This is a genomic window from Clostridium minihomine (assembly GCF_900240385.1).
GTDB lineage: Bacteria > Bacillota > Clostridia > Oscillospirales > Acutalibacteraceae > Faecalispora > Faecalispora minihomine.
In genome coordinates this window covers 285,902-307,656 of sequence record NZ_OEQH01000003.1, presented here as the reverse complement: position 1 = coordinate 307,656, position 21,755 = coordinate 285,902, and the positions used below count along the sequence as shown (strand labels likewise).

General features: G+C 44.1%; 20 protein-coding genes. 10 read left to right on the top strand and 10 right to left on the bottom strand.

Features of this window, described 5'->3' with window-relative positions; genetic code table 11:
• Positions 1–120 precede the first annotated feature (120 nt).
• Entirely contained in the window at positions 121–825 is a 705-nt protein-coding gene (locus C1A02_RS08405) for a DUF3298 and DUF4163 domain-containing protein (protein ID WP_101697761.1), read from the bottom strand.
• Between the two features lie 140 nt (positions 826–965).
• Positions 966–2,222, bottom strand: a complete 1,257-nt coding sequence (locus C1A02_RS08400; RefSeq protein WP_243577966.1) for an O-antigen ligase family protein — start codon at positions 2,220–2,222, stop codon at positions 966–968.
• 249 nt (positions 2,223–2,471) lie between these two features.
• Here C1A02_RS08400 and C1A02_RS08395 point away from each other — a divergent pair, with 249 nt between their 5' ends.
• The gene (locus C1A02_RS08395; protein WP_101697760.1) at positions 2,472–4,856 is read left to right on the top strand and encodes a cation-translocating P-type ATPase; all 2,385 of its coding nucleotides are present in this window, start codon (positions 2,472–2,474) and stop codon (positions 4,854–4,856) included.
• A gap of 369 nt (positions 4,857–5,225) precedes the next feature.
• Here C1A02_RS08395 and C1A02_RS08390 read toward each other — a convergent pair whose 3' ends face one another.
• The 7 genes from C1A02_RS08390 to C1A02_RS08360 form a co-directional block, all read right to left on the bottom strand.
• A complete protein-coding gene (locus C1A02_RS08390; protein ID WP_101697759.1) occupies positions 5,226–5,963 on the bottom strand; it encodes an N-acetylmuramoyl-L-alanine amidase in 738 nt (245 codons plus the stop codon).
• Between the two features lie 63 nt (positions 5,964–6,026).
• A complete protein-coding gene (locus C1A02_RS08385; RefSeq protein WP_243577965.1) occupies positions 6,027–6,863 on the bottom strand; it encodes a polysaccharide deacetylase family protein in 837 nt (278 codons plus the stop codon).
• Positions 6,864–7,158: 295 nt separating this feature from the next.
• Complete coding sequence (locus C1A02_RS08380; RefSeq protein ID WP_101697757.1) at positions 7,159–8,085, bottom strand: hypothetical protein; 927 nt, start codon at positions 8,083–8,085, stop codon at positions 7,159–7,161.
• Between the two features lie 52 nt (positions 8,086–8,137).
• Complete coding sequence (locus tag C1A02_RS08375; protein ID WP_101697756.1) at positions 8,138–8,701, bottom strand: TasA family protein; 564 nt, start codon at positions 8,699–8,701, stop codon at positions 8,138–8,140.
• Positions 8,702–8,779: 78 nt separating this feature from the next.
• Complete coding sequence (locus C1A02_RS08370; RefSeq protein WP_164997174.1) at positions 8,780–9,439, bottom strand: TasA family protein; 660 nt, start codon at positions 9,437–9,439, stop codon at positions 8,780–8,782.
• A gap of 31 nt (positions 9,440–9,470) precedes the next feature.
• Positions 9,471–10,013, bottom strand: coding sequence for a signal peptidase I (locus C1A02_RS08365; protein WP_101698016.1), 543 nt, complete (start codon positions 10,011–10,013; stop codon positions 9,471–9,473).
• A 49-nt stretch (positions 10,014–10,062) separates the two neighbouring features.
• A complete protein-coding gene (locus C1A02_RS08360) occupies positions 10,063–13,071 on the bottom strand; it encodes a vWA domain-containing protein (protein ID WP_101697754.1) in 3,009 nt (1,002 codons plus the stop codon).
• Positions 13,072–13,439: 368 nt separating this feature from the next.
• On the opposite strand from C1A02_RS08360, the gene C1A02_RS08355 reads away from it, so the two are divergent.
• From C1A02_RS08355 to srtB, 9 genes are all read left to right on the top strand, one after another.
• Positions 13,440–14,654 (top strand): AfsR/SARP family transcriptional regulator, encoded by a 1,215-nt coding sequence (locus tag C1A02_RS08355; RefSeq protein WP_101697753.1) that lies wholly within the window; start codon positions 13,440–13,442, stop codon positions 14,652–14,654.
• A gap of 45 nt (positions 14,655–14,699) precedes the next feature.
• Complete coding sequence (locus C1A02_RS08350; protein ID WP_243577964.1) at positions 14,700–15,728, top strand: transglutaminase-like domain-containing protein; 1,029 nt, start codon at positions 14,700–14,702, stop codon at positions 15,726–15,728.
• Between the two features lie 27 nt (positions 15,729–15,755).
• Positions 15,756–16,808: a type II secretion system F family protein gene (locus tag C1A02_RS08345; protein WP_101697752.1), complete on the top strand. Its 1,053-nt coding sequence runs from the start codon at positions 15,756–15,758 to the stop codon at positions 16,806–16,808.
• A gap of 11 nt (positions 16,809–16,819) precedes the next feature.
• Positions 16,820–17,137: a hypothetical protein gene (locus C1A02_RS08340; protein WP_101697751.1), complete on the top strand. Its 318-nt coding sequence runs from the start codon at positions 16,820–16,822 to the stop codon at positions 17,135–17,137.
• On the top strand, positions 17,134–17,607 hold the full coding sequence (locus tag C1A02_RS08335) for a DUF4860 domain-containing protein (protein ID WP_243577963.1): 474 nt from the start codon (positions 17,134–17,136) through the stop codon (positions 17,605–17,607). The genes C1A02_RS08340 and C1A02_RS08335 overlap by 4 nt, the downstream gene beginning before the upstream one ends.
• Before the next feature lie 19 nt (positions 17,608–17,626).
• A complete protein-coding gene (locus C1A02_RS08330) occupies positions 17,627–18,097 on the top strand; it encodes a hypothetical protein (protein ID WP_101697750.1) in 471 nt (156 codons plus the stop codon).
• Entirely contained in the window at positions 18,098–18,589 is a 492-nt protein-coding gene (locus tag C1A02_RS08325) for a hypothetical protein (RefSeq protein ID WP_101697749.1), read from the top strand.
• Positions 18,590–18,615: 26 nt separating this feature from the next.
• Positions 18,616–19,677, top strand: a complete 1,062-nt coding sequence (locus C1A02_RS08320) for a type IV pilus twitching motility protein PilT (RefSeq protein ID WP_101697748.1) — start codon at positions 18,616–18,618, stop codon at positions 19,675–19,677.
• Positions 19,678–19,782: 105 nt separating this feature from the next.
• On the top strand, positions 19,783–20,775 hold the full coding sequence (gene srtB / locus C1A02_RS08315; protein WP_101697747.1) for a class B sortase: 993 nt from the start codon (positions 19,783–19,785) through the stop codon (positions 20,773–20,775).
• Between the two features lie 108 nt (positions 20,776–20,883).
• Here srtB and trhA read toward each other — a convergent pair whose 3' ends face one another.
• Positions 20,884–21,615, bottom strand: a complete 732-nt coding sequence (trhA, locus tag C1A02_RS08310) for a PAQR family membrane homeostasis protein TrhA (RefSeq protein WP_101697746.1) — start codon at positions 21,613–21,615, stop codon at positions 20,884–20,886.
• Positions 21,616–21,755: the final 140 nt, after the last annotated feature.

The window sequence follows — 21,755 nt, the reverse complement described above, 5'->3', positions numbered from 1 at the left end:
CTTAGCCTTCCTTTCGTTTATGCCGTGGGGTTATTATAACACAAATCCATCCCCCATGCTATGTTTTCCCCGCAAAGAAAAGGCCTTTCCCTTGCATAAAATGCAGAGGAAAGGCTTTTTCTAAACACCACAGGATGGAGGACAATCCAGCTTTTCAAAAGGTATCGAGAAGGTAATGATGCCTGCTGCATAAGGAGCGATTTCGTACAGCTGAAAATAAAAGGCAACACAGTCTCCCGTCAAATAGAACCGATTGGGGCTGAAATACCGGGTGATTAGCTTGCGATAGTTTTCAAAATACACTCCCGGACATTTTCTCATGTTTTCATCAGCCTGATACAAAATTTCATCCAAAATAAAACGGCGGTAATTGCTTTTCGGTTTGAAAAAATCGCAGACTTGCACCGGCCTTGCGGTTTTCAGGCACCAGGTATCGGAGCGGCGAATTGTATTTCCATGAGCTCCGCCTGTATATTCATAGCCATCACGATAAAGGCTGATATAGCACTCATTGCAAGTAGTCACCTGATACTGTAACACAGCGTCATAAGGGAAAAACGGAATTTCCCCTTCGCCGTTATTGGCACTGCAATTGGAATTACGCAGCGCACAAACCGCCTGACGATAAAGAATGGTGGAAGCATCATGGAAAAATCGCTCGACTTGCCCCCAAACGCAGCGGTTAATGATTGTTTCCGCCCTCCCGCATTCGGGAAGCTCAAATTTGGGGTATTCAATTTTCACCGTCAAAACTTCTGTTTCGCAGTGAGCAAAGCTTTTTTCCAAATTACACATTAAGAATTTGCACTCTTCGGATAATTCCATCGTGATCCCTCCCATTTTCTAATCATATGCCATGATTTTTGCTTTAGACCATTTCATGGGATCTTTTTGGACTTTATATCGAATAGAACGCAAAAAAGCCCTTGCCGAGGCAAGAGCTTTTTATCATTTCGTTCACAAATTTAATTTTTATAAAATGCAGCACCCGAACGGGGTTGCTCCAGATATCTGGCCGCCATAGCCAAACGCTGACTTGCCCGCACGCCTTTGGTAACATAAGAGGCATTGATTCCTGTAGAAGAGAAAATCAACAGAAACAGCATCGCAGTTTGTCCCCAAAAAATCGTGACATCCGTAAAACCATGCACCAGAATCGCACTGGAACATGCGGCCAAAAGAACGTTCATATTCCCGCAAATTCGATTGCGGAACCGCAGCAGCACTTCTTTTGCCTGAATATACAGATATCCCGCAAGTACCACTGTGCCTGTCAGACCAAAATTCAATAATGTATCCAAATACAGGTTATGAGCATGATATGTCTTATAGCCAAAGAACTCGTCGCATGCCAAGCGGTAAGCAGCGGCTCCTTCCCCAAAGAACGGACGGTGCTGAATCCCCTTAATCGCCGTAAGCCAAATGTTCATTCGCTGATCCCAGGATTGATCGATAAAAGCAACCCGCGGAAAAAGTTCCGGAAGCACAAAGCTCATCATGGCCATCACAAGGCCGCAGGCGCCGATTGTAACCGCCATGCGAAGTTTTCCCTTTAAGAACAGGAATGCCACGATAGCGACGCCCAGAGCGAGAAAGGCAGATATGCTGGCGGAAAGATAAAGTCCAACCAGATTGCAGCCGATTACTAAAAAATAAAATTTACGATTTTGTGCGTTGGTAATGATTCGATACAGTGCAATCAAAACCACAAATTCAATTATTGTGGCATAATAATTTGCGTTTGTAAAAGTGGAAATCGGGCGGAACGAAGGCTGAGTTGCAAAGGTAGAAACTTTTTGCAGTACTGCCACCACCACACAGGCCACGCTGCACAGACAGGCCGTGTCCATCGCCTGGTCATAAAGCTGTTTGGTCATAAAGCTGCGGATGTAAAACCCACAAACCAAAAGCGCCGCCGCAAACAAGGAATAAGCACTGCCAATATGGTTATTGTATACTTGCCCGACAAATGCAGTGAACAAGAAAAATAAAACAATTCCGATGGAATAGGGATCTCTAAAAGCCTCCGCTCGTTTTTCGTAATTGATAACCGTCATAAACGCAATACACACAACGGCAGCCATGCTGACATAGAAGGGAAGAAAGATAGAAACTGTCAAAAAAAGCACAAGCATGCCATTTAAATCTTTGTTTGATTTCATAGAAACAAAGTCAAACGTCTCTTGTTTAAAAATGGTATCAATCTCCTTTCCTTCTGCCAAAAGCTACCGCTCTAGCAGAATCATCAAATAGCAAAGCTTTTTCTGTTCACCTTTACCAGTCACTCATTATACCACAAATAGAATTTGCTACAAGATGCATAATCGTTAAATGAAAGAAAAAGGATTCTTGGTTTTTTAGCTATATCTACAAAAATTATGACTTGATTTTGAATTTTACTTGACAGAAGCCTATCTTTCTTTCAAATTAGGGTATACTGTGTTTAAAAAACATAAGGTGGATGACAAAACATGACCGAACCGGCGCAGCCTTCTTTTGAACGGTTTCATCCTGAATTTTCGGCCGGATTAACAGACGAACAGGTTGCCCTGCGTCAACAGCAGGGACTGGTTAACAGGGAATCCGACATAAAAACAAAGTCGATTAAGGAAATCGTATTACAAAATATTATTACCCCCTTTAACATACTAAATGCCATTCTGGCCTCTTTGATAATATTGGTAGGCTCTTATAAAAACCTTTTATTTATGGGCGTTATCCTAAGTAACCTTTTCATTGGGACCATTCAGGAAATTCGCGCCAAAAAAACCATCGATCGCCTGGCTTTGATTGCAGAACCCAAAGCCAAAGTGATACGAAACGGCAACCTGTCTACCATAGAAATCCGCAATGTGGTATTGGATGACATTTTGTTGTTGGAAGCGGGGAACCAAATTTGCACAGACTGCATGGTAAAGCAGGGCGAATGCGAAGTTAATGAATCTCTTTTAACGGGTGAATCCGACGCTGTGCCAAAAAAAGCCGGGGACATGCTTCTTTCGGGCAGTTTTATTGTCAGTGGCGCCTGTCACGCACAAGTGGAGCATGTGGGGCAAGAAAATTATGCAGAAACCATTGCAGAAGGTGCAAAATATGTAAAAAAACCCAATTCTGAAATTATGACCTGGATCAACCGGATCATTAAATTTATCGGAATTCTAATTGTTCCAATCGGCTCTATTTTGTTTTATAAGCAATATTTCATTTCCGAAATCGGATTCAATCGGGCCGTGGTATCCACAGTGGCGGCTTTGGTGGGCATGATTCCGGAAGGATTGGTGCTTTTAACCAGTCTGGTGCTGGCCATCAGCGTGATTCGTTTGGCCCGCCATAAAACACTGGTGCAAGAGCTTTACTGTATCGAAACCTTGGCACGAGTGGATGTTTTATGTCTGGATAAAACAGGCACCATCACCGAAGGAACCCTTCAGCTGGACGAGCTGCTCCCTTTAAAAGGAATTGAGGAAGAAGAAGCACAAACTGCCTTATGCGCTCTGACTGCTGTTTTACCGGACAATAACCCCACTATGAATGCTGTGCGGGAAAATTTCTGTACACCGCCGGGCTGGCAGCGGGAAGAAATCGTCCCATTTTCTTCCGCTAAAAAATGGAGCGGCGCCTGTTTTGCCGAACACGGCTGTTTTGTGCTGGGAGCACCGGAAATTCTTTTGGCAGATAATTTTGCGGAAATCCGGCAGCTGTCTGACCGCTATTCGGAAACCGGACAGCGTGTTTTACTTTTGGCCAGTTCCTCCCAAAGTTTTCAGGACAAAGATCTTCCGGAAGGGCTTTCCCCCATGGCCTTACTTTTATTTAGCGATAAAATTCGGCCTGAGGCGCCCCGAACCTTACAGTATTTTTCCGATCAGGGTGTGGAACTAAAAGTAATTTCGGGGGATAATCCAATTACCGTCGCCAATATCGCCCAAAAAGCCGGAATGAAGAATGTGGAGCAATATATAGATGCCACCACCTTAAAAACACCGGAATCACTGGCAGAAGCGGCTCAGCGCTACACCATTTTCGGGCGGGTTTCTCCCCAGCAAAAGCTGGATTTGGTGAAGGCGCTGAAAAAGGCCAAGCATACCGTGGCAATGACCGGTGACGGCGTAAACGATGTGCTGGCACTGAAAGAAGCCGATTGCAGCATTGCCATGGCTTCTGGCAGCGAAGCGGCACGCACGGTTTCTCAGCTTGTCCTTTTGGATTCTAACTTTGCCTCTTTGCCCAAAGTAGTGCACGAAGGCCGCCGATCCATTAACAATTTGCAGCGCTCTGCTTCCCTATTTTTGGTCAAGGCATTTTTCTCGGCCATTATCGCTGTTTTCTTTATTTTTGCATCCTATAATTATCCGTTCCAACCCATCCAGTTTACTTTAATCAATTTATTTACCATCGGTGTTCCTTCCTTTATTCTGGCGATGGAACCGAATAAAGATCGGATGCGGGGAAAGTTCATTGTTAATATTATTACGAAAGCACTTCCCGGAATGCTGGCCATGTCTTTGACCATTATTTTTTTGATGCCGGTATGCGGATTTTTTCACCTAACAAACGAGCAGATCTCCACCGTTTCTGTAATATTAATTGGGTTTACAGGCCTGATAAACCTGCTAAGTGTATGTCTGCCCTTTAACACGCTGCGTATGGTGTTATTTTATACAATGGTTTTGGGATTTTTTGTCGTAACACTGCTGTTTCATGACTTTTTTTCTCTGATTCACTTTACGCCATCTATGATGGTGATTACTGCGATTATGATGATCTTTTCTTCCTGCATTATCTCAATTGTATATCACACGATAAAACGGTTGTTGCACAAAGAAGAAAGTCGCGCTCCTACCGAACAGCTCTAAACCAATCCCATTTTGGACATTGCGGTCAATCTTGACTTGACAAGAGGAACCTTTCCCATAATAACACAATATAGAAAAGAGTACCTGAAAAAGTGATTCAGGTGCTCTTTATTTTATAGAAGGAAGGTTAACATAGTTTGATTTAGGGCTTTCATCTATTATCACAGCATCCGTTCTGTTCTGACTTTAACACAAAAAGAACTCCTGCCGCAAACAAGAGTGGCAAGAGTTCTTTCTGATTTAGAGAATCAAAATGGAAAGAGAATACAGACTGCCCCTATATTCTGGGGACTGTCAAATAAACTTTTTGCAAAACAGAAAAAAATTCGACTTAGAGCAGGAGCGGCTGCCCTTTTCCAAAAAAATTTCCTACTGGATAAACTGGCTGCTGGCATAGCCCACAGTGCCGTTAAAGTTCACCACATACCAACCCTGCCATTCGCCCAAAACAGTGATAGAAGAGCCATTAGGCGCTCTTGCGATAACAGGAGCATCCAAGTTGGGGCGGCTGCGGATATTCAGGTTCCCTCCCTGTGTTACCACAGTAGCAACTCGGGCAGGCTGGGGATTATCAATAAAGGGAATTCCGAAAATCTCTGTCAAGGAATACACCAGATTGGCCGCAATTTCAGGCATATTATTGACCAGCCAATCCGCATCTTCCACATTATCATGGTAAGCCGTTTCAATCAGAACGGCCGGCGCATTTGTTTTTGTAATTTCTGCCAAAGTGGTGGTGGGCACAGCCTTGACCTGATCTGGCAAAGGATAAATAGTTTTATAATTTTTCACAAATACATCTGCCGCCTGTTTTCCGGCGCTGCTGTAAGGGTAATAATACATATCCGCTCCCCTGAGCTGACCAGCCAGATCCGGCGGCGCAGCATTGGAATGCAGCGCCAGATGCAGATCATAATACCCCGCATTGGATTCGCGAATTGCCTGGCCTAAAGAAGTTCCCACCGTATTACGCGTAAACTGAATTCCATTGGCACGCAAATACGGTTCCATGTAGTCTGCAAGAACGTTCATATGATATTGTTCATTTCCGCCATTCACATACAGATTATAAGGCTGTAAGGACGGACTGAGATAAATATTGGGCATATACAGCTTCCTCCTTTTGTTCCATGATATGCACAAAAGGAAGAACCGGGAATCCGGATGGGATTATTTTAATTTTCCTGCAAAAAAATTGGCGCTGGGGGTGCCTGCCGGACGCAAAAACCGCCCCAAAAGATATAAGCTTTCGGGATCCTGCTTTAAATCGTTGATCCGTTCCTCACAGCTGAAAGAAGCCCGAAATCCCATATCCCGTATTACCGGCAGCGATTCTTTGCTGATAATTCCAAAAGGATATGTAAATGCAGTGGGTTTCCAGCCGGTATTAGACTCAATGGCATTTTGCATTTCTGTCAAATCCTGAGTCAGCATATTGGTGTATTCGGGAACACTTTCGCTTTTTGTTTTCTGAGCGCCCAGTCTTCCGGTTGCCGCAGTGCCGTGCAGACGATAGCTGTGATTTTGAATCTCTATCATGCCGGACTGAATCATCTCATCCATTTGAGGCCATGTGATATGAGAATACGTTTCGTTTTCTTCCTGTAATTCGGTATACTTTTGCGTAAAGTATCCAATCGGAGAAATCACCAGCTTCATTCCATATTGTTTTGCCAAAGGATAGGCATACAGATAATTATTAAAATAGCCGTCATCAAAAGTCAGCATAATCGGTTTTTCGGGAAGAGGAATTCCCTCATCCACATAATCGATTAAATCCTGCACGACCACTGCGGTATATCCGTTGTCCCTTAAATATTTCATATCGTCTTCCAGCAATTGAGGAGAAATCACATAGGTTCCTTGCCGGTTGCTGTCCTTCATCACCGCGTGATACATAATAATTGTCAGTGGGGTTCCCTCAAAGGTTTGGTTGCTGGAACGGGCTGCCGCCGTTGCCCCGGTTACACCTGTGATTAAAAGCAGCATAACCATGCCTAATGCCACCAGGCTTTTTTTCCTTCGCAAGTTAATTGTACAGAACATAAATGTCCGGCCTCGCTTTCTGATGTCATGCTACATCTTATCAGAAAAAACTAAGTTTTATGACAGATGAACAAAATAAAGATCGCTTATCCAAAGATAAATTGATACAGTCAGGCTGGCTAAGTGCCTTTAAAACTGCTTAAAAATCAACCTTCGATCCGTTATAAACAGAAAACGCCCCAAGCGCCGAATCATTTCATGCGCTTGGGGTATTTTCCTTTTATTATGAAAAGAAAGGAATGAAAAGGAAAGCGGATTATTTATGCTGTTTTCGCCTTGACATAGAGATAACCACCAGAATACACAATCCGGACAATACAAATAGAGTAATCCAAAAAGCAGGATGACTTTCATCCCCGGTTTTGGGTCCGGTTCCGGGTGCATCAATCAAAGGAACGTCATCCTCCGCAATGTCTTCCACGATGACCTCTTCCTCCGGTTCTGAGCTGCCGGGATTCAGAGGAACCTCAGAATCTTCAATGTCTTCTACAGGCACCACAGAAGTCACACTGGTAATGATTCTGCCCCCACCGCCACCGGGTCGTTTCCCGCCGCCGCCGGAGGGATTGCTTGTGCCGCTGCGATCTGCGTCACAGGTAAAAATCCATTTTACTTTCGCAGCCGCGTTTTGGTACTCATTGCCCAAATCCTGAGACGCTTTGATCGTAACAGTCATATCTGCGGCCCCTTGCGGAGAAAGTCTTCCCAGCAAAAGTCCAAACTGGCTTTGAGAAGTATCTGTTAAGCTGCCATTTTCTACAAACACACCGGCAGCATTTCCCTGATATCGTATCAGCTGGCTTCCGTTACCCAGCTTAACCGAAATCTGCATCTGCATCTTTTGCAGTAATTCTTTTTGAAAATCCAAAGAAACCGGATCGGTAAGACCTTCCTCCCCTACACTCTCAGCACGGACATACACATGAATCGAAGTGCTGTAGTCATTGCGCAGCCACAGCCTTCGGGCAGATTCTTCCCCCGGCATCATCCCTTCATGAAACAGGTTCATAGTCTCAGGCGTTGCCACTATTTTATGATCGCCCCCATAAACAAGAGAAGCGTCATATCCGGAAGTATCCCCCTGCTGAACGGAACCTGCCGCAACCACAGGAAAACTGCCGCCTGTCAGCAATGAAGCAGCTAAAATGACGGATGCCAGCCGTTGTTTGGTTCTGTTTTTCATCGCATCAAATCCTTTGCTGAGTTGATAGAAGAAGAGAAATGAAATCTAATTTTTATACTGCCTTTTCTGCTGTTACACCCTGCCACAGTGCAGCATTATTGGCTTCATTTCCATTATTTTTGTCCTGAATCTGCATTGCTTCTGCCTTAACTATAATTTTCACGTCTTTGCCGGCAGTGTCGTTGCCCCAAGCGGAAGGAATGGTAACCTCATCAAACAAAATTGCCTTGTCTTTAGACACCAGCTGATTCTTATAATAATAGTAGCCATCTTCGCCCAGTGCCCATTTCGTGGTGTCAATGTTGTAAGTCGGAACAACATTCCCAGCGGATTCGGGAACGGTTACTTCCAGCTTTGCGCGTACCCAACAGTCATTGGTTCCAATGTTTTCAATGGTGGGATCTTTTGTAATCTTTGAGCCGGGAACAACGTCTGTGATTTTGCCTTCATTGTCATTGCCGGGATATGTGGGCTCTGTCAATGCAATTTTCACATTACCAAAAGTAACTGTGTTTGCAACTTCCTTGGAATCCGTGAACCAGGCCAGAGTTCCGCCAACCGCAATAGCGGCAACCAATACCACACAGGTGGCGATCAGAGCAATTTTCTTTTTCATGTAAAAACCTCCAGAATATATGTTGATATTTTATTGGGAACATATGGATAAGGCTGAAAAACAGCCGTGCCAGATTTATTAAGTACCAGAAACCTGTTGGTCAAAAACCGTCCATGCCTCTTTCGCATTGACAAAGCTTCCCGTCTGCACTGCCTGTGCAATGACGTCGATGTTCGTCAAAACCGTACCGCTTTCATCGGTGGGAATCAGCTGTCCTTCGCGCAAATCAGGGTTCAGCCGAATGCCGGTAAACAGCTTTGGGGTTTCTTTTCCGGCCGGAAGCGCATAATCCGAACCGTTCTCCTGACGAAGATAATAATATCCATCGGCATCCAAAACCCATTTTACGGATACACCGTTGATTTGGGCAAAAGAAGAATTGATTCCTTCTTCAAAATGTGCCCCCTCCCCGTTGCCGATTTGGAACAAATTCTGCGTTGTTTTGTCCTTTCCAATCTCGGCCGTTGGAATTTTCACTTGAAGGCGCACATAAGCCGGATTAGAACCGGTATTTGTTACCATGGGATCCTTTGCCTGCACCATTCCGGGCTCCATATTCGGTATTTCCTTGGGGAAATTAGGCTCAGTCAGCTCCACTGTCACATTGCCAACAGTGATGGTGTTTGTTACCTGACGGCTGTCGGATAAATACGCCAGTGTCGAATTAACGGCCACACCGCCGACTACAATCAAGGCAACCGCTGCCGTGATAATTTTGGCTCTTTTTGAAATGTTCATTGGCTTTCCCTCCTCCATCATCCATTTCGAATTATGGTTTTGTCATTTTTACCGCATCGCCTTCTTTTTCTTTTGGCTCCGGCTCTTTTTTAAAAATACCGGGCAAGAAACACAGCAGAACAACAAACAAGACAAGGCATCCCGCCGTTAAAAGCCCCTGCTTGGTGCGTATAAAAATAGAAAGCCAGCCCAGATACGGAACACTGAACTGCGCCGCACGCCCCACCAGAACATCAAAGGATATGGGCGGATCCGGCACATTGTTGGCATCGCCTTTTGTTGTAAAAGTGCGGTTTTCATTGTCGATTGCAATGACACGGTGCGTTGCAACCATATCCGACTGCCCTTGAACGCGAAACGTAATCGCATCGTTTACCTGAATTTCCTGTGCGTCAACGGATTTTACAAACACCAGTCCCCCCACATGATACTGGGGTTCCATACTGCCGCTGAGCACCGTATAAACGTTATACCCAAAAGCGTGCGGCAGCAAAAGTACCGAGGCACAAATCAACATAACCGCTAAGATAACGCTAATAAGTGCATTACAAATTTTTTGAATGATTTTTTCCATAATCGCCATTCTTTCCTTTTCGATATCCATCTGAATTCATAAAACGCAATTACTCTTGATTTGCGTCATGTGAATCCCGAGCAGTAGGTTCTTTTTCCGAATTTTCAGGTTTTGCTTGAGAATCCTGTTTTCGATCCTCCGGAGTTTGAGAAAGGATTTCTTCATCCGTCTTTTCGGGTTCCCGCGGCGGTTCTTCCTTTGGCTCCGAGTCCGGAATTGCAGTATCGCAAGAAACAGAACCGCTATCTGCCCCACTGGGCTTCGCATCTTTTTCTTCTATTGTATCCGGAGCATCTTTTGGTTCGCCATTAGGCTCTGTATCCGAACAAGACGGTTGTTCCGTATTGTTCTGTACAGGATTTTCTTCCTTCGGATCCTTATTGATGTCTTGCTCTATAATGGGTCCTTCTGTCACCGGAAGCTTGAGGGAAAAAGGTGGAACGGATTCGTCCTCTATTTCCTCAGGTTCGTCGAAATCCTCTATCATTTCCGGCTTAGGAACTGATGCGGATCTGACGGTTCTTTTCTCATCTGGCTTTTCCGCGCTTTGACGTGTTTCCGGCACGGTTGGGGTTCCATCCGGATTCAGTACATCATTTTCTCCGCTAAATGTAATCTGGATCGCATTAGACTTTAAATCCGTATGTGTAAAGTAAGGGAAATCCTTCTCTTTTTCTGTATTCAAAAAATGTACTTCTGCGTAATTATGGGAAACGTTCGTGGCAGAATCCGAAGCGCTGTGATATCCCAGATAAGACTGCACTGACTTGCCTTTCACCTGACTATCGGCTTTGTCACCGGAAGAAACAGAAACCGTTTTCACATGATGCAGTAAAGAAGAGACTTCCGTAATGCGGTATTCCCCTTTTTTCAGATCCTCAAAATCAGCTGTCAGGGTAAGCACGCCATCCTGTTCATCGGCCCGGGTAAAGCGCACAGTACGGTAATTAGTTTCTTTCACCGTCCCGCCTTCCAGTCGCTCCAGTTTAAAGGTGAAAATCGGGTCACCGTTGGGGAACCAAACATCAGAAGCATTTAATTCCTTTGTAATCCGTATTGAGCCTCTTACCACCTGAACGGTGTAATCATTTTTTTCGGTTTTACTTGCCTGTTCCGGTCCGCTGGACTCTAACATTGGTTCAAAAGGATGAAAAGTAACATTCAGAGTATAGGCACTGTCTTCCAAAGGTGAAATCTTCCCCAGTTCTGCAATATAATCATCATTCTTGTTCTGCCACTCATAGTGGAAGGTTCCGGTTTTTTCTTTACCGTACCAATTCCATTGGGCCTCATTGAACATCTGTTCCTCAACCGATGTTCCTTGCAGTTTTACCGGAACTGTTTCGCCTAAAAAGATCTTTGTATCTTGGCTTTTTACACTGAACTTCAACGGCACATGAACCGTAGGCTGCGGGAACGATTTGGCCAATGTTTTTCCGTCCTCTTCATAGGACACATTCGAATTCGGATAAAGGTTGGTGGTAATATCATTCCCCCCAAGAAAATCACCCTTGGCCTGAATCGAGATGGTTCTGCTCCAAGTTTTTTTGCCCGGGATTTCCTGATTTTTCCAAATAATCTTAGTGGTTCCGTCCTCTTTTTCCTCTACCGTGGCACCATCCTTTTTCAGCCGGGTTTTCTCTGCGGATGAAAGCTGAAAGCGGGGATCCAACACATCGGTTATCGTGGCATTTTCAATGGGAACAGAAGACTCTACTACGGTACTGGCCGATTCCGAAATTTGGGTCATTGCTTCTACAAGCCCATCCAAATCGGTACAGCTGTAATAATATTGAGTGTCATCTCCCGATTTTTTATCTGCGTCAGAGCTGATGCCCCTTAGAAAGTTTTCAATTTCTTTTAAATACTGATCCGCATTTCTTGCATCATACCCTACCGATTTGGTCGAGCCGCTTTTATAGCGATCGGGAACATTCTTATCAATCAGACTTATGGTGAAAATCCGGATGTCGGCATTTCTGGCGGCCTTCGCCTGAGCTTCGGCGTTCTTGCGGTCATAATCCGCACCGTCAGTAAACGCAACAATCACCTTATTGGAGTTTTTGGAACCTTTTAATTTACTGATTGCATTTTTCAGACCTTTATAAATATAAGTGCCGCCGTCCCCTTCCTTCAGGCCGGTAATCTGATCCAAAACCTTTTGTTGATCTTTTTCTTTTTCCAGGGGAGTCAACGAAATTTGGTCTTTTGCATCGGATGAAAATGTATCGATTGCCACTTTACTTTCAGGATTTAATTGATAAATAAAATCATAAACAACCGATTTTAACGCATCCATTCGCGTGGCATACGCATAATCCACGAAAAGGTGGGTCGGTGTTCTATCACTCCATGAATCCCACCTGTCATACCATGTGGGCCATCGTTCTGACCGCGTATACTCGCCCGGGTTGTTATAAACATAGCCGATCTGTGGAATAGGATTCCAAGATGAATAAACGGGTAGAACAGCTTTCCAAGCTCCCCCCGTCCAGATATCGATTCTTCGATTGTTCCAAGTGGTTTTTTGAGTAGAAGAGTAATTCCTAAAATAACCGGAAGCATCGGATCGAGTATATAAAATATAATTGTTTCTTGGTAGCGATTGTCCGTTATCCCACCCATTAAAAGGAACATACACACCCTGATTACGGGTATCGACCGGCCAATCCATCGAACCGCTGGTATCCAGCACCAAGGCAACATCTGCCGGAATAGATTGAGGCTCCCCCGGTATTATTTCTTTTTCTATTTTATTAGAACGTGCGGTTAAAGTAATATCATATGTGCGGCTGGTTCCATTCCCGGTATACTCGGCCGTTTTGCCGACTTGCACCAAAGCGTCTTCCGCACTGCTCAGCAGCGACTCTGGCTCCGTTTTTACAGCGGCATCCTCCGGCATAAAATCGCCGTTTTCTTCTGACGCCGCATAAGAAGATGAATCCCTGTTATTCCCCAAAGTTTCGGCTGCATTCGCAATCGGCAGGATGCTGGTTGTCATTGCAAAAGTCAAAAGGAGTGACAATATCCTTCTTCCTATGCCGGCTTTGGTTTTCATTATCGGCCGCCCCCCAAATCAATTGAAAATGAATAACAATATCACAAATAGCCTTTCTTTTCCTAAATAAAAAACAAAAACAGATGATATTCAGACAGCATTTTCTAAATATCAGACATGGACAACATTTCTTTCTACTATTATAAGTAAACTCGGTCACATACCAGTCTCAGAAAGACCTTTTTTCCATACTTTGGAAAAAAGGTCTGTTTATTCTCTGTTTATACTATATATTAAGTTGTTTGCTGAATTATAATTGCATAAAATTAGTAATTTTATATACTATTCTTGCCATTTTTAAGAACACATGCTATAGTTATTTCAGACAGCATTTTTCTTCAAAATTTAAAGTAGAGGTGCTGTAAGAGATGAATGCTTCGCGTTCCATAGATACTGTCTATGTAAGCATGTTTGGAAAGTTCAAGCTTCAAAAAGGGGAACATATTTTGTGTCCGACAGGCGGCAGAACCAAACAGGTTTGGCTGCTGATCGAGTTTTTGCTGGCCCACAGGCAGCTGCAAATGCCAGTGGAAAAACTGATTGAAGTGCTGTGGTCGGATTGTGACGCTTGCGCTGACCCGATGAATGCGCTGAAGAATCTGGTTTACCGTGCCCGAGCCCTTTTAAAAACCAGGCTTCAGGATTCTTCTGAATACATTATTTATTCACAGGGAAGTTACCTTTGGAATCCGGAGTTGCCCTGTGTGGTGGATGTGGAAGAACTGGAACGGCTGGCCAAACTTTCTTCTCTGATTGATTCTTCAAAAGAAGAGAAAATTGCTCTTTATAAAAAGATTTTTTCTTATTATCAGGGGGATTTTTTACCCGGCTGCAGCGATATGGGCTGGGCCGCTTCCCGAAAGACTTATTTTGCTTCTTTATACATAGATTGTACAACAAAACTTTGTACTCTTTTGGCGGAAAAACAAGACTATAAAGAAATTATCTCTATCTGCGAAACTGCCGCCGTATTTATTCCGCTGGAGGAATCCATTCACAAAACGCTCATTCAAGCATACATTCGCACCGGCCAAAAAAGCAAAGCTTTAACCCATTACCGGCGCGCAGCAGAGCTGTTTTACCGGGAGCTGGGCGTGGACATTGCCCCCCAGCTGAAACGATACTATCAGCAAGTAATGAACCTGGCAAATCAAACCGAAATTGATTTATGTAATATCAGCGCAGATTTAAAAGAAGCCCAAAATATAAAAGGGGCTTACTTTTGTGACTATGAAACTTTTAAGAACCTGTACCGCATTCAGGCGCGTATGATATCACGTACGGATGATTCCATTTATGTCGCTTTGCTTTCCCCGCAAGATCAGAACGGATGTATTTTACAGGAATCATCCACTGCTTTTGTGGTTCATCTGCTGAAAAATGTCATTTTAAGCAGTTTGAGAAAAGGGGACACCGTCGCGGCTTACGGTTTTTCTCAATTTATGATTATGCTTCCGCTAATTAACCGAAAAAACGCTGAAATGGTAATGCACCGTATTATCCGCCGCTTTGAAGAACAACAAAAAAATCAAGAGATTAAAATTGTTTATAAGCTTAGCCGTATTGAATCGGCAGAAAAATAAAATCACCCGGTTTTCGAAAAACCGGCTTATCCCGGAGGAATCCGTATGAAAAATATGAATCGAAACAAAAAAAGATATTTCTTATTCGCTCTTTTGCTTTCTGTATCGCTGCTCAGCGCCTGTGCTTTTTCTGGCCCAGCGGCACAAAACGCTTCTTCTTTCGAAACCAACGAAACCAAGCTGGTTTTTTCAGAGTCTGAGGATAAAAACAAGCTTTCGGAAGAAGACGCTTCTCTCGAAAAAGAAAAAGAAATTCTGGAACAGCTGGAAGACTTGGCTGTGCCTTTGTCTGCCGGCACCGGCGCAGCAGGCTCTGCCGTTTCGGGAACTGTTTACCAAAAAGGTGGCACTGTCATTGATGCCAGCCACAGCGCAAACGGCTATATTGTAGTAAAACACACCGGCAGCAGCAAACGGCTGAAAGTGCAAATCAAAAAAGACAGCCTCACGTATAATTACGACTTGAATAATACCGGAACTAACGAAATATTCCCGCTGCAAATGGGAGACGGCTCCTATTCGGTGCGCACTTTAGAAAATGTCGCCGGCAGTTCCTATAAAGAGCTGTGCAGCGTCTCTTTCTCCGTACAGTTGTCCAGCGTGAATGCACCGTTTTTAAATCCGAACCAATATGTCAATTATACGTCCTCTTCTCAAACGGTGAAAAAAGCGGCCGAGCTGTGTGCTAGTTCAAAAACCGATGTGGAAAAGCTGAAAGCAGTCTATTCTTTTATGATTCAAAATATAAAATATGATTACGAAAAAGCAGCTACCGTAAAATCCGGTTATTTGCCCAATGTCGATGCGATCTTGTCATCGAAAAAGGGAATCTGCTTTGATTATTCCGCTGTGATGGCATCTATGCTCCGCTCTCAGGGGGTTCCCTGCAAATTGGTGGTCGGTTCGGTAGATGCAGTTGCTGCCACTCATTCCTGGAATGAAGTTTATTTACAGGGAACCGGCTGGATTACCATTAAAATAGAAAACACCAAAACCGGCTGGAAACTGATGGATCCCACTTTTGGCGCTTCCAACAGTGTAGGATCCGGCTATACTATGGCTCGAATTTATTAACAGCTCATCTCTGCGGGAGGAATGAAAATGAACAGACAAAGCGGCACTGTTTTTACTGTCAGAGAACTTTCTGTATTTTGTTCCCAAATTTCTTGGCTGTTAAAGGCGGCAATTCCTTTGGAAGAAGGAATTGCCGCAATTTGCGACAATATGGAAAATCCCAGACAAAAACAACATCTTAATTCTATTCGAGATACTCTTTCTGAAAACGGATCGTTCTGCTATGCACTGAACAGCAGCGGGATATTCCCCCGATATATGATTCATATGATAGACATTGGGGAAAAAACCGGAAAGCTGGACGACGTCATGGCTTCGTTAGCCCTATATTATGAACGGGAAGATCAGATGAAAACTCAGATCAAAAGCGCTGTCACCTATCCCCTGATCTTAATTTTCATGATTTCTGCGGTAATGCTGGTTTTAATATCGAAAATTCTGCCGATTTTTCAGCAGGTATTTGAAGGCTTGAGCGCAGATTTCTCTTCCTCTTCCATTGCGGCTGTCCATACCGGGGCCTTGGTGGGAAAAATCGCACTGGCGGCCATGCTGCTGCTTGCGGTAGCCATTTTATTTTCATTTTGGGCAATTAAGACCGAAAAAGGGAAACGCTGCTTTTTATCCCTTTCTTACCGGCTTCCTTTTCTATCAAAAATGATGGATCAGTTGGATGCCGCCCAATTTGCTTCTGTTTTTTCTCTGCTGCTCAGCAGCGGATATGATCTTTCACAGTCTTTGGAATTATTGCCGGGCATCTTAAAGACCCCTTCGGCTATTCGAAAAGCCCAAGCGGTTTCTCAGGCTGTAACCAACGGGGAATCTTTCTCTCCGTCTTTGCAGCAAACCGGTTTATTTCCCGGCATTTACACCAGTATGATACGGGTTGGCGAAAGCGCCGGAAATCTGGATAACGTGATGAATCAAATCGCAGAAACCTATCAGGAAGAAGCTATGGGCCGAATGAATCAGGCGGTATCTTTGATCGAGCCGCTTTTGGTCGGTCTGCTTTCTATTGTTATCGGTGCTATTCTTCTGTCTATTATGCTCCCGCTCATCGGGATCATGTCCGGCATCAGCTGAGGAGGAACCGTATGAAAGTATCCCGCTTTTTTTCTTTGCTTCTGTTTGGGCTGGTTTTGGCCTTTTTATGGATTGGTTTTTCCCGTGTAGCAGAAACCAACCAGCAGGAAAACCGCACTTTGCTGCTGCAGAATATTGACCGGGCGGTTCTAAACTGCTATGCCATTGAAGGGATGTACCCCCCCACTTTTCAATATTTACAGCAAAACTATGGGGTACAGGTAGATTCCGAAAAATATTATGTGGATTATCAAATCTTTGCCTCTAACATTAAGCCCGTAATTCAAATTCTGGAGCGCGGCAATGCCACAGAGGAGGTTCAGCCGTGAAGGAAAACAGACATCGCTCTACTCAAACACTTTTGATCCTTCTGATTTTTTCCATGTTCGCCTTGTCCTCCCTTTTGCTGGTATTCATTGGCGCAGATGCTTATCAGAAAGTTTCTCGTTCCCTTACTGCAAACCATCAGATGCGAACCTCGTTATCCTATGTCGCCAACAAAATCCGCACTGCGGAAGGCGAACCTAATTTGAAATTGGAAACCATGGAAGAAACAAAAGCCCTTGTGATTGACTCTGAGTATGATAACGAAGTCTTTAAGACCTATTTATATTGCCATGATGGTTACTTAATGGAACTTTTTGCGGGCGCTGAGGATCCATTTTTGCCAGACACCGGCGAAAAACTGACGGAACTTCATGATTTTTCCGTCACCCAGTCAGATGGCCTGTTTCTGATTACTGCAACAGCTCAAAATGGAAACCAATTTTCCATTTCTGTCTCTCCGCGTTCGTATTGATTCGTTAAAGGTGCTGCATATGAAAAACTCCATTCGATTCCATTCTTTTTTTATTGAAATTATATTTGTTCTTCTTTTTACTGCCATTTCGTCTGTGGCGATATTGCAGCTTTTCACCGCTGCCCGAACAACAGCCCTAAAAAGTGAAGAAACCAACTATGCCATGGCAGTGGCACAAACGGCTGTGGAAACCATGCATTCTCTGAAAACCCCATCTGATTTTGAAAAAGTGTTTGCACCGGTACCCGGCAACCCGGCAGAAGATACCGTATCCCTTTCCGGATATGATAAAAACTGGAATCCCACCCAAGAAAATGCCGTGTATTTCGCAGAAAAAAAGATGCAGTCCATTCCCACAGATGCCGGGGTAACTCTAAAGCTGGATGTTTTGGTGTATTCTCAAAAATCCGGAACCAAAAATGAACTGTTTTCACTTTCTTCTCAAAAGTATTTTCCCAATGCGGACCTTCCTGAAAAGGAGGGCTTCTAAATGAAAAACAACAGGCAGATTTATCCCGGTGTCGGGATTTCTTCTATCCTTATGATATTTGTCATCCTCTGCCTCACTGCCTTTGGCATTCTTTCTTTTTCTACTGCCCGATCCGATTGGCAGCTGACCCAGAAAAATGTGCAAAGCATTCAGTCCTATTATGATGCCGACGCAAAGGCACAAGAAGTTTTGGCTCAAACAGATTTAGAACTGGCACGTTTGCTGCGGGAAAATCCTTCTTTTAGCAATCGCCAGCTGGCCTCTCACCTGAACGGACAATTGATAATGGATACCCAGCTTTCTATTCCGAAAGGTTCTTCGGGCACAGAGCTGATCTTTTCTGTTCCAGTGGGCAGTATGCAGAAAATTCAAGTAAAACTGGAGCTTGTCTCCGAATCTCAACGGTATCGCATCCTATCCTATCACCTGTCCCCATCGGAAGAATGGAGCGGAGAGAACCAGCCGTTAGATGTATGGGACGGCGTTTCATAAGATTTTGACAACAGAAAGGAAACCCCATGGAAATCCTGGAAATTTTACAACAGGCTGTAATCCAAAAAGCCTCAGATGTGTTTATCATTTCCGGCTGTCCGGTATCTTTTAAAATAAATGATATTATCCATCCCATTAACGAGGATCGATTAATGCCCGATGATACCAGAAAGCTGATTGATCAAATTTTTCAATTAACGGAACAGCGTGATATGAATTCCTTTTTAAACAAAGGGGACGATGATTTTTCCTTTTCCATTGCCAATTTGGGGCGATTTCGCTGCAATGCCTATCGGCAACGGAATTCTTTTGCCGCGGTGCTGCGCGTTCTGGGCTTTGAACTGCCGGATCCTTCTGCGCTGCATATTCCCAAAACCGTAATCGATCTGTATAAAAAAGAAAAGGGTTTGGTTTTGATCACCGGTTCTGCCGGCAGCGGAAAATCCACCACGCTGGCCTGTTTGATTGATAAAATCAACAGTACGCGCAACAATCATATCATCACGATTGAAGATCCGCTGGAATTTTTGCACCGGCATAAAAAAAGTATTGTCAGCCAACGGGAAATCGCCAACGATACCGTGGGCTATGTTCCCGCCCTGCGCGCGGCCTTGCGGCAGGCGCCGGATGTCATCCTCATCGGTGAAATGCGCGATTATGAAACCATTTCTACTGCGATGACAGCAGCCGAAACCGGGCAGTTGATTCTATCCACCTTGCACACGGTGGGAGCTGCTAATTCCATTGATCGAATCATTGACGTTTTCCCCCAGAATCAGCAACACCAAATTCGGGTACAGCTTTCTATGGTACTGCAAGCAGTCATATCACAGCAGTTGATCCCTTCCCTGGATGGAAATCTGGTTCCCGCTTTTGAAATCATGCTGGTAAACAGCGCCATCCGAAATATGATTCGGGAATCAAAGACCCATCAAATTGATAATACTATTTATGCCAATTCGGCAAACGGAATGATAACCATGGACAATGATTTACTGCGTCTTTATAAAGAAGGAACCATTTCTCGTGAAAGCGCGCTTACTTATTGCACCAATATAGAACTGATGGACAAGAAACTGAATCACTAACACAATCGTACAGCAAAACAGTGCGCATTGAAAATATGAAACCTTCATTAATTGAGATAAGCGGTTGCTCCCCTTTAAAATTGGGCAGAAAAAGGACGGATTTTCATGAGCCACGGTATAGAGCCTTCTCACAGCACTGTTCCGCAAAAAGCAGACGACCGAAGAAAGAAAAAAATAAAACAGAAATTTACGGTATCCCGGCTGATTCTGCTCGTTCTTTTTGCTGTCTTTTTGTTCAGCGGCTATTATCTGCTTCAAACCCTGGTGCTGGAACCGGCAAAGGTTCAAAAGGATCATGATGAAATCCGCGCTGTTTATTATGAAAAACGGCAGCCAGACCCTACCTCTTCCGGTTTTACACAAACGCTCAACTTAGAACAGCTAAAAGCAATCAACAGCGATATCGTGGGCTGGATTCATGTTCCCAACACAGTGATTGACTATCCGGTTCTGCAATCTTCCAAAGAAGATCCAGAGTTCTATTTAAAGCGAAATTATCGCAAAGAATATTCCAACCACGGAAGTATCTTTTTAAATGCAGAATCCAATCTGAATTCCGGGCGGAATCTGATTTTATACGGCCACAGTATGAACGATGGCCAAATGTTTGCAGATTTGCTTCAGCTGACCCCCGAAACATACCAGAACAGCCCGGTAATTAGGTTTGATACCATGGATAAGGCAAGCAAATGGAAAGTCATCTCTATTCTGAAAACTAATACCAAAGCAGAGCACGGTAAGTTTTTTCCGTTTACCCGAACGGAATTTACCAACGATACCGATTATCTAAATTTTGTCTATCAGCTGCGCATTCGTTCCATTGTAAATACCCCGGTGGATTTTGCCCCTTCTGACCATATCGTTACTCTTTCCACCTGCTCTTATGAACTGGACGATTTTCGCACTGTGGTGGTGGCCAGAGAGGTTCGGCCGGGAGAAGACGAAACGGTAGAAACCGCTAAAGCAACAGTCAACCGCAAGGCAGTTTACCCGGACGGATGGTATCAAAAGTATGGGGGAACCAAACCGGATTGGCCAGAAACACTGAAAGAAGCACAGGCTAAGGGCTTGATTGACTGGCTTAAAACAGATGCATAGGCAAAAAGAAACCCACTGAAAAGCACAGTGGGTTTCTTTTTATTTATTTTAAAATTATTTCAAAAAGCGCCTTCTGGCAAATGGTTTGCCATATCACAGAGTAAACTGTTACTGAACCATATGATAAATCATGAAGAAATGAAGAATACTGCCTGCCAAAACAAACAAATGCCATACCGTGTGCAGATAAGGAATTTTTTTACCCTTATTATAAATCACAGCCCCCGCGGTATAGGCGATTCCACCAGCCACCAACAGGACAAGATCCACCGCAGGCAAAATCTGAATTAACGGCCCAAAGGCAAATATCACAATCCACCCCATGGCAATATAGCAAACCATAGAAACCTTGCGGAAACGCTCCATATCCACCGCATTGAGCAAGACCCCCGCAATTGCTGCTGCCCACACCACACAAAACATCACAAACCCTGTTTTGTCAGCCAAAGCAATCAATGTAATTGGCGTATAAGACCCTGCAATCAATAGGAAAATCGTGCAGTGATCCAGAATCCGAAAGACCTGTTTTGCCTTGCAGACCCCCAGCGCATGATACATGGTAGACACCATATAAAGCGCAAATAAGGTTACCGCATAGATGGTTACAACTGTTTGAGAGAACAGGTTATCCGGCGCTGCACCACGCAAAACAAACAGCGCAACCAAAGCCAAAATTGCCCCGATGCCATGGGTAACAGCATTGGCTGCTTCTTCCCCCATGCTATAGCAAGGCAGGCCCAGCTCGTTTCTGCGTGTTTTCCTCCACTGGTCTTTTTCCTCCCGTGCTTTTTTCCTGACGGCACGGTTATCCAATTCCATGGTTCGTCCCATGTCCTCCATACTATCCCTGCACCTCCTAAAAATTTATGTAGTTTTAAAAACTATATGTTGTAATTATAATAATCCTATTGTTCCAACTTGTCAAGCGAAATATGTTTGTCTTTTTCATTTTTCTGCAAGAAGGATGAACCTTTTTTCAA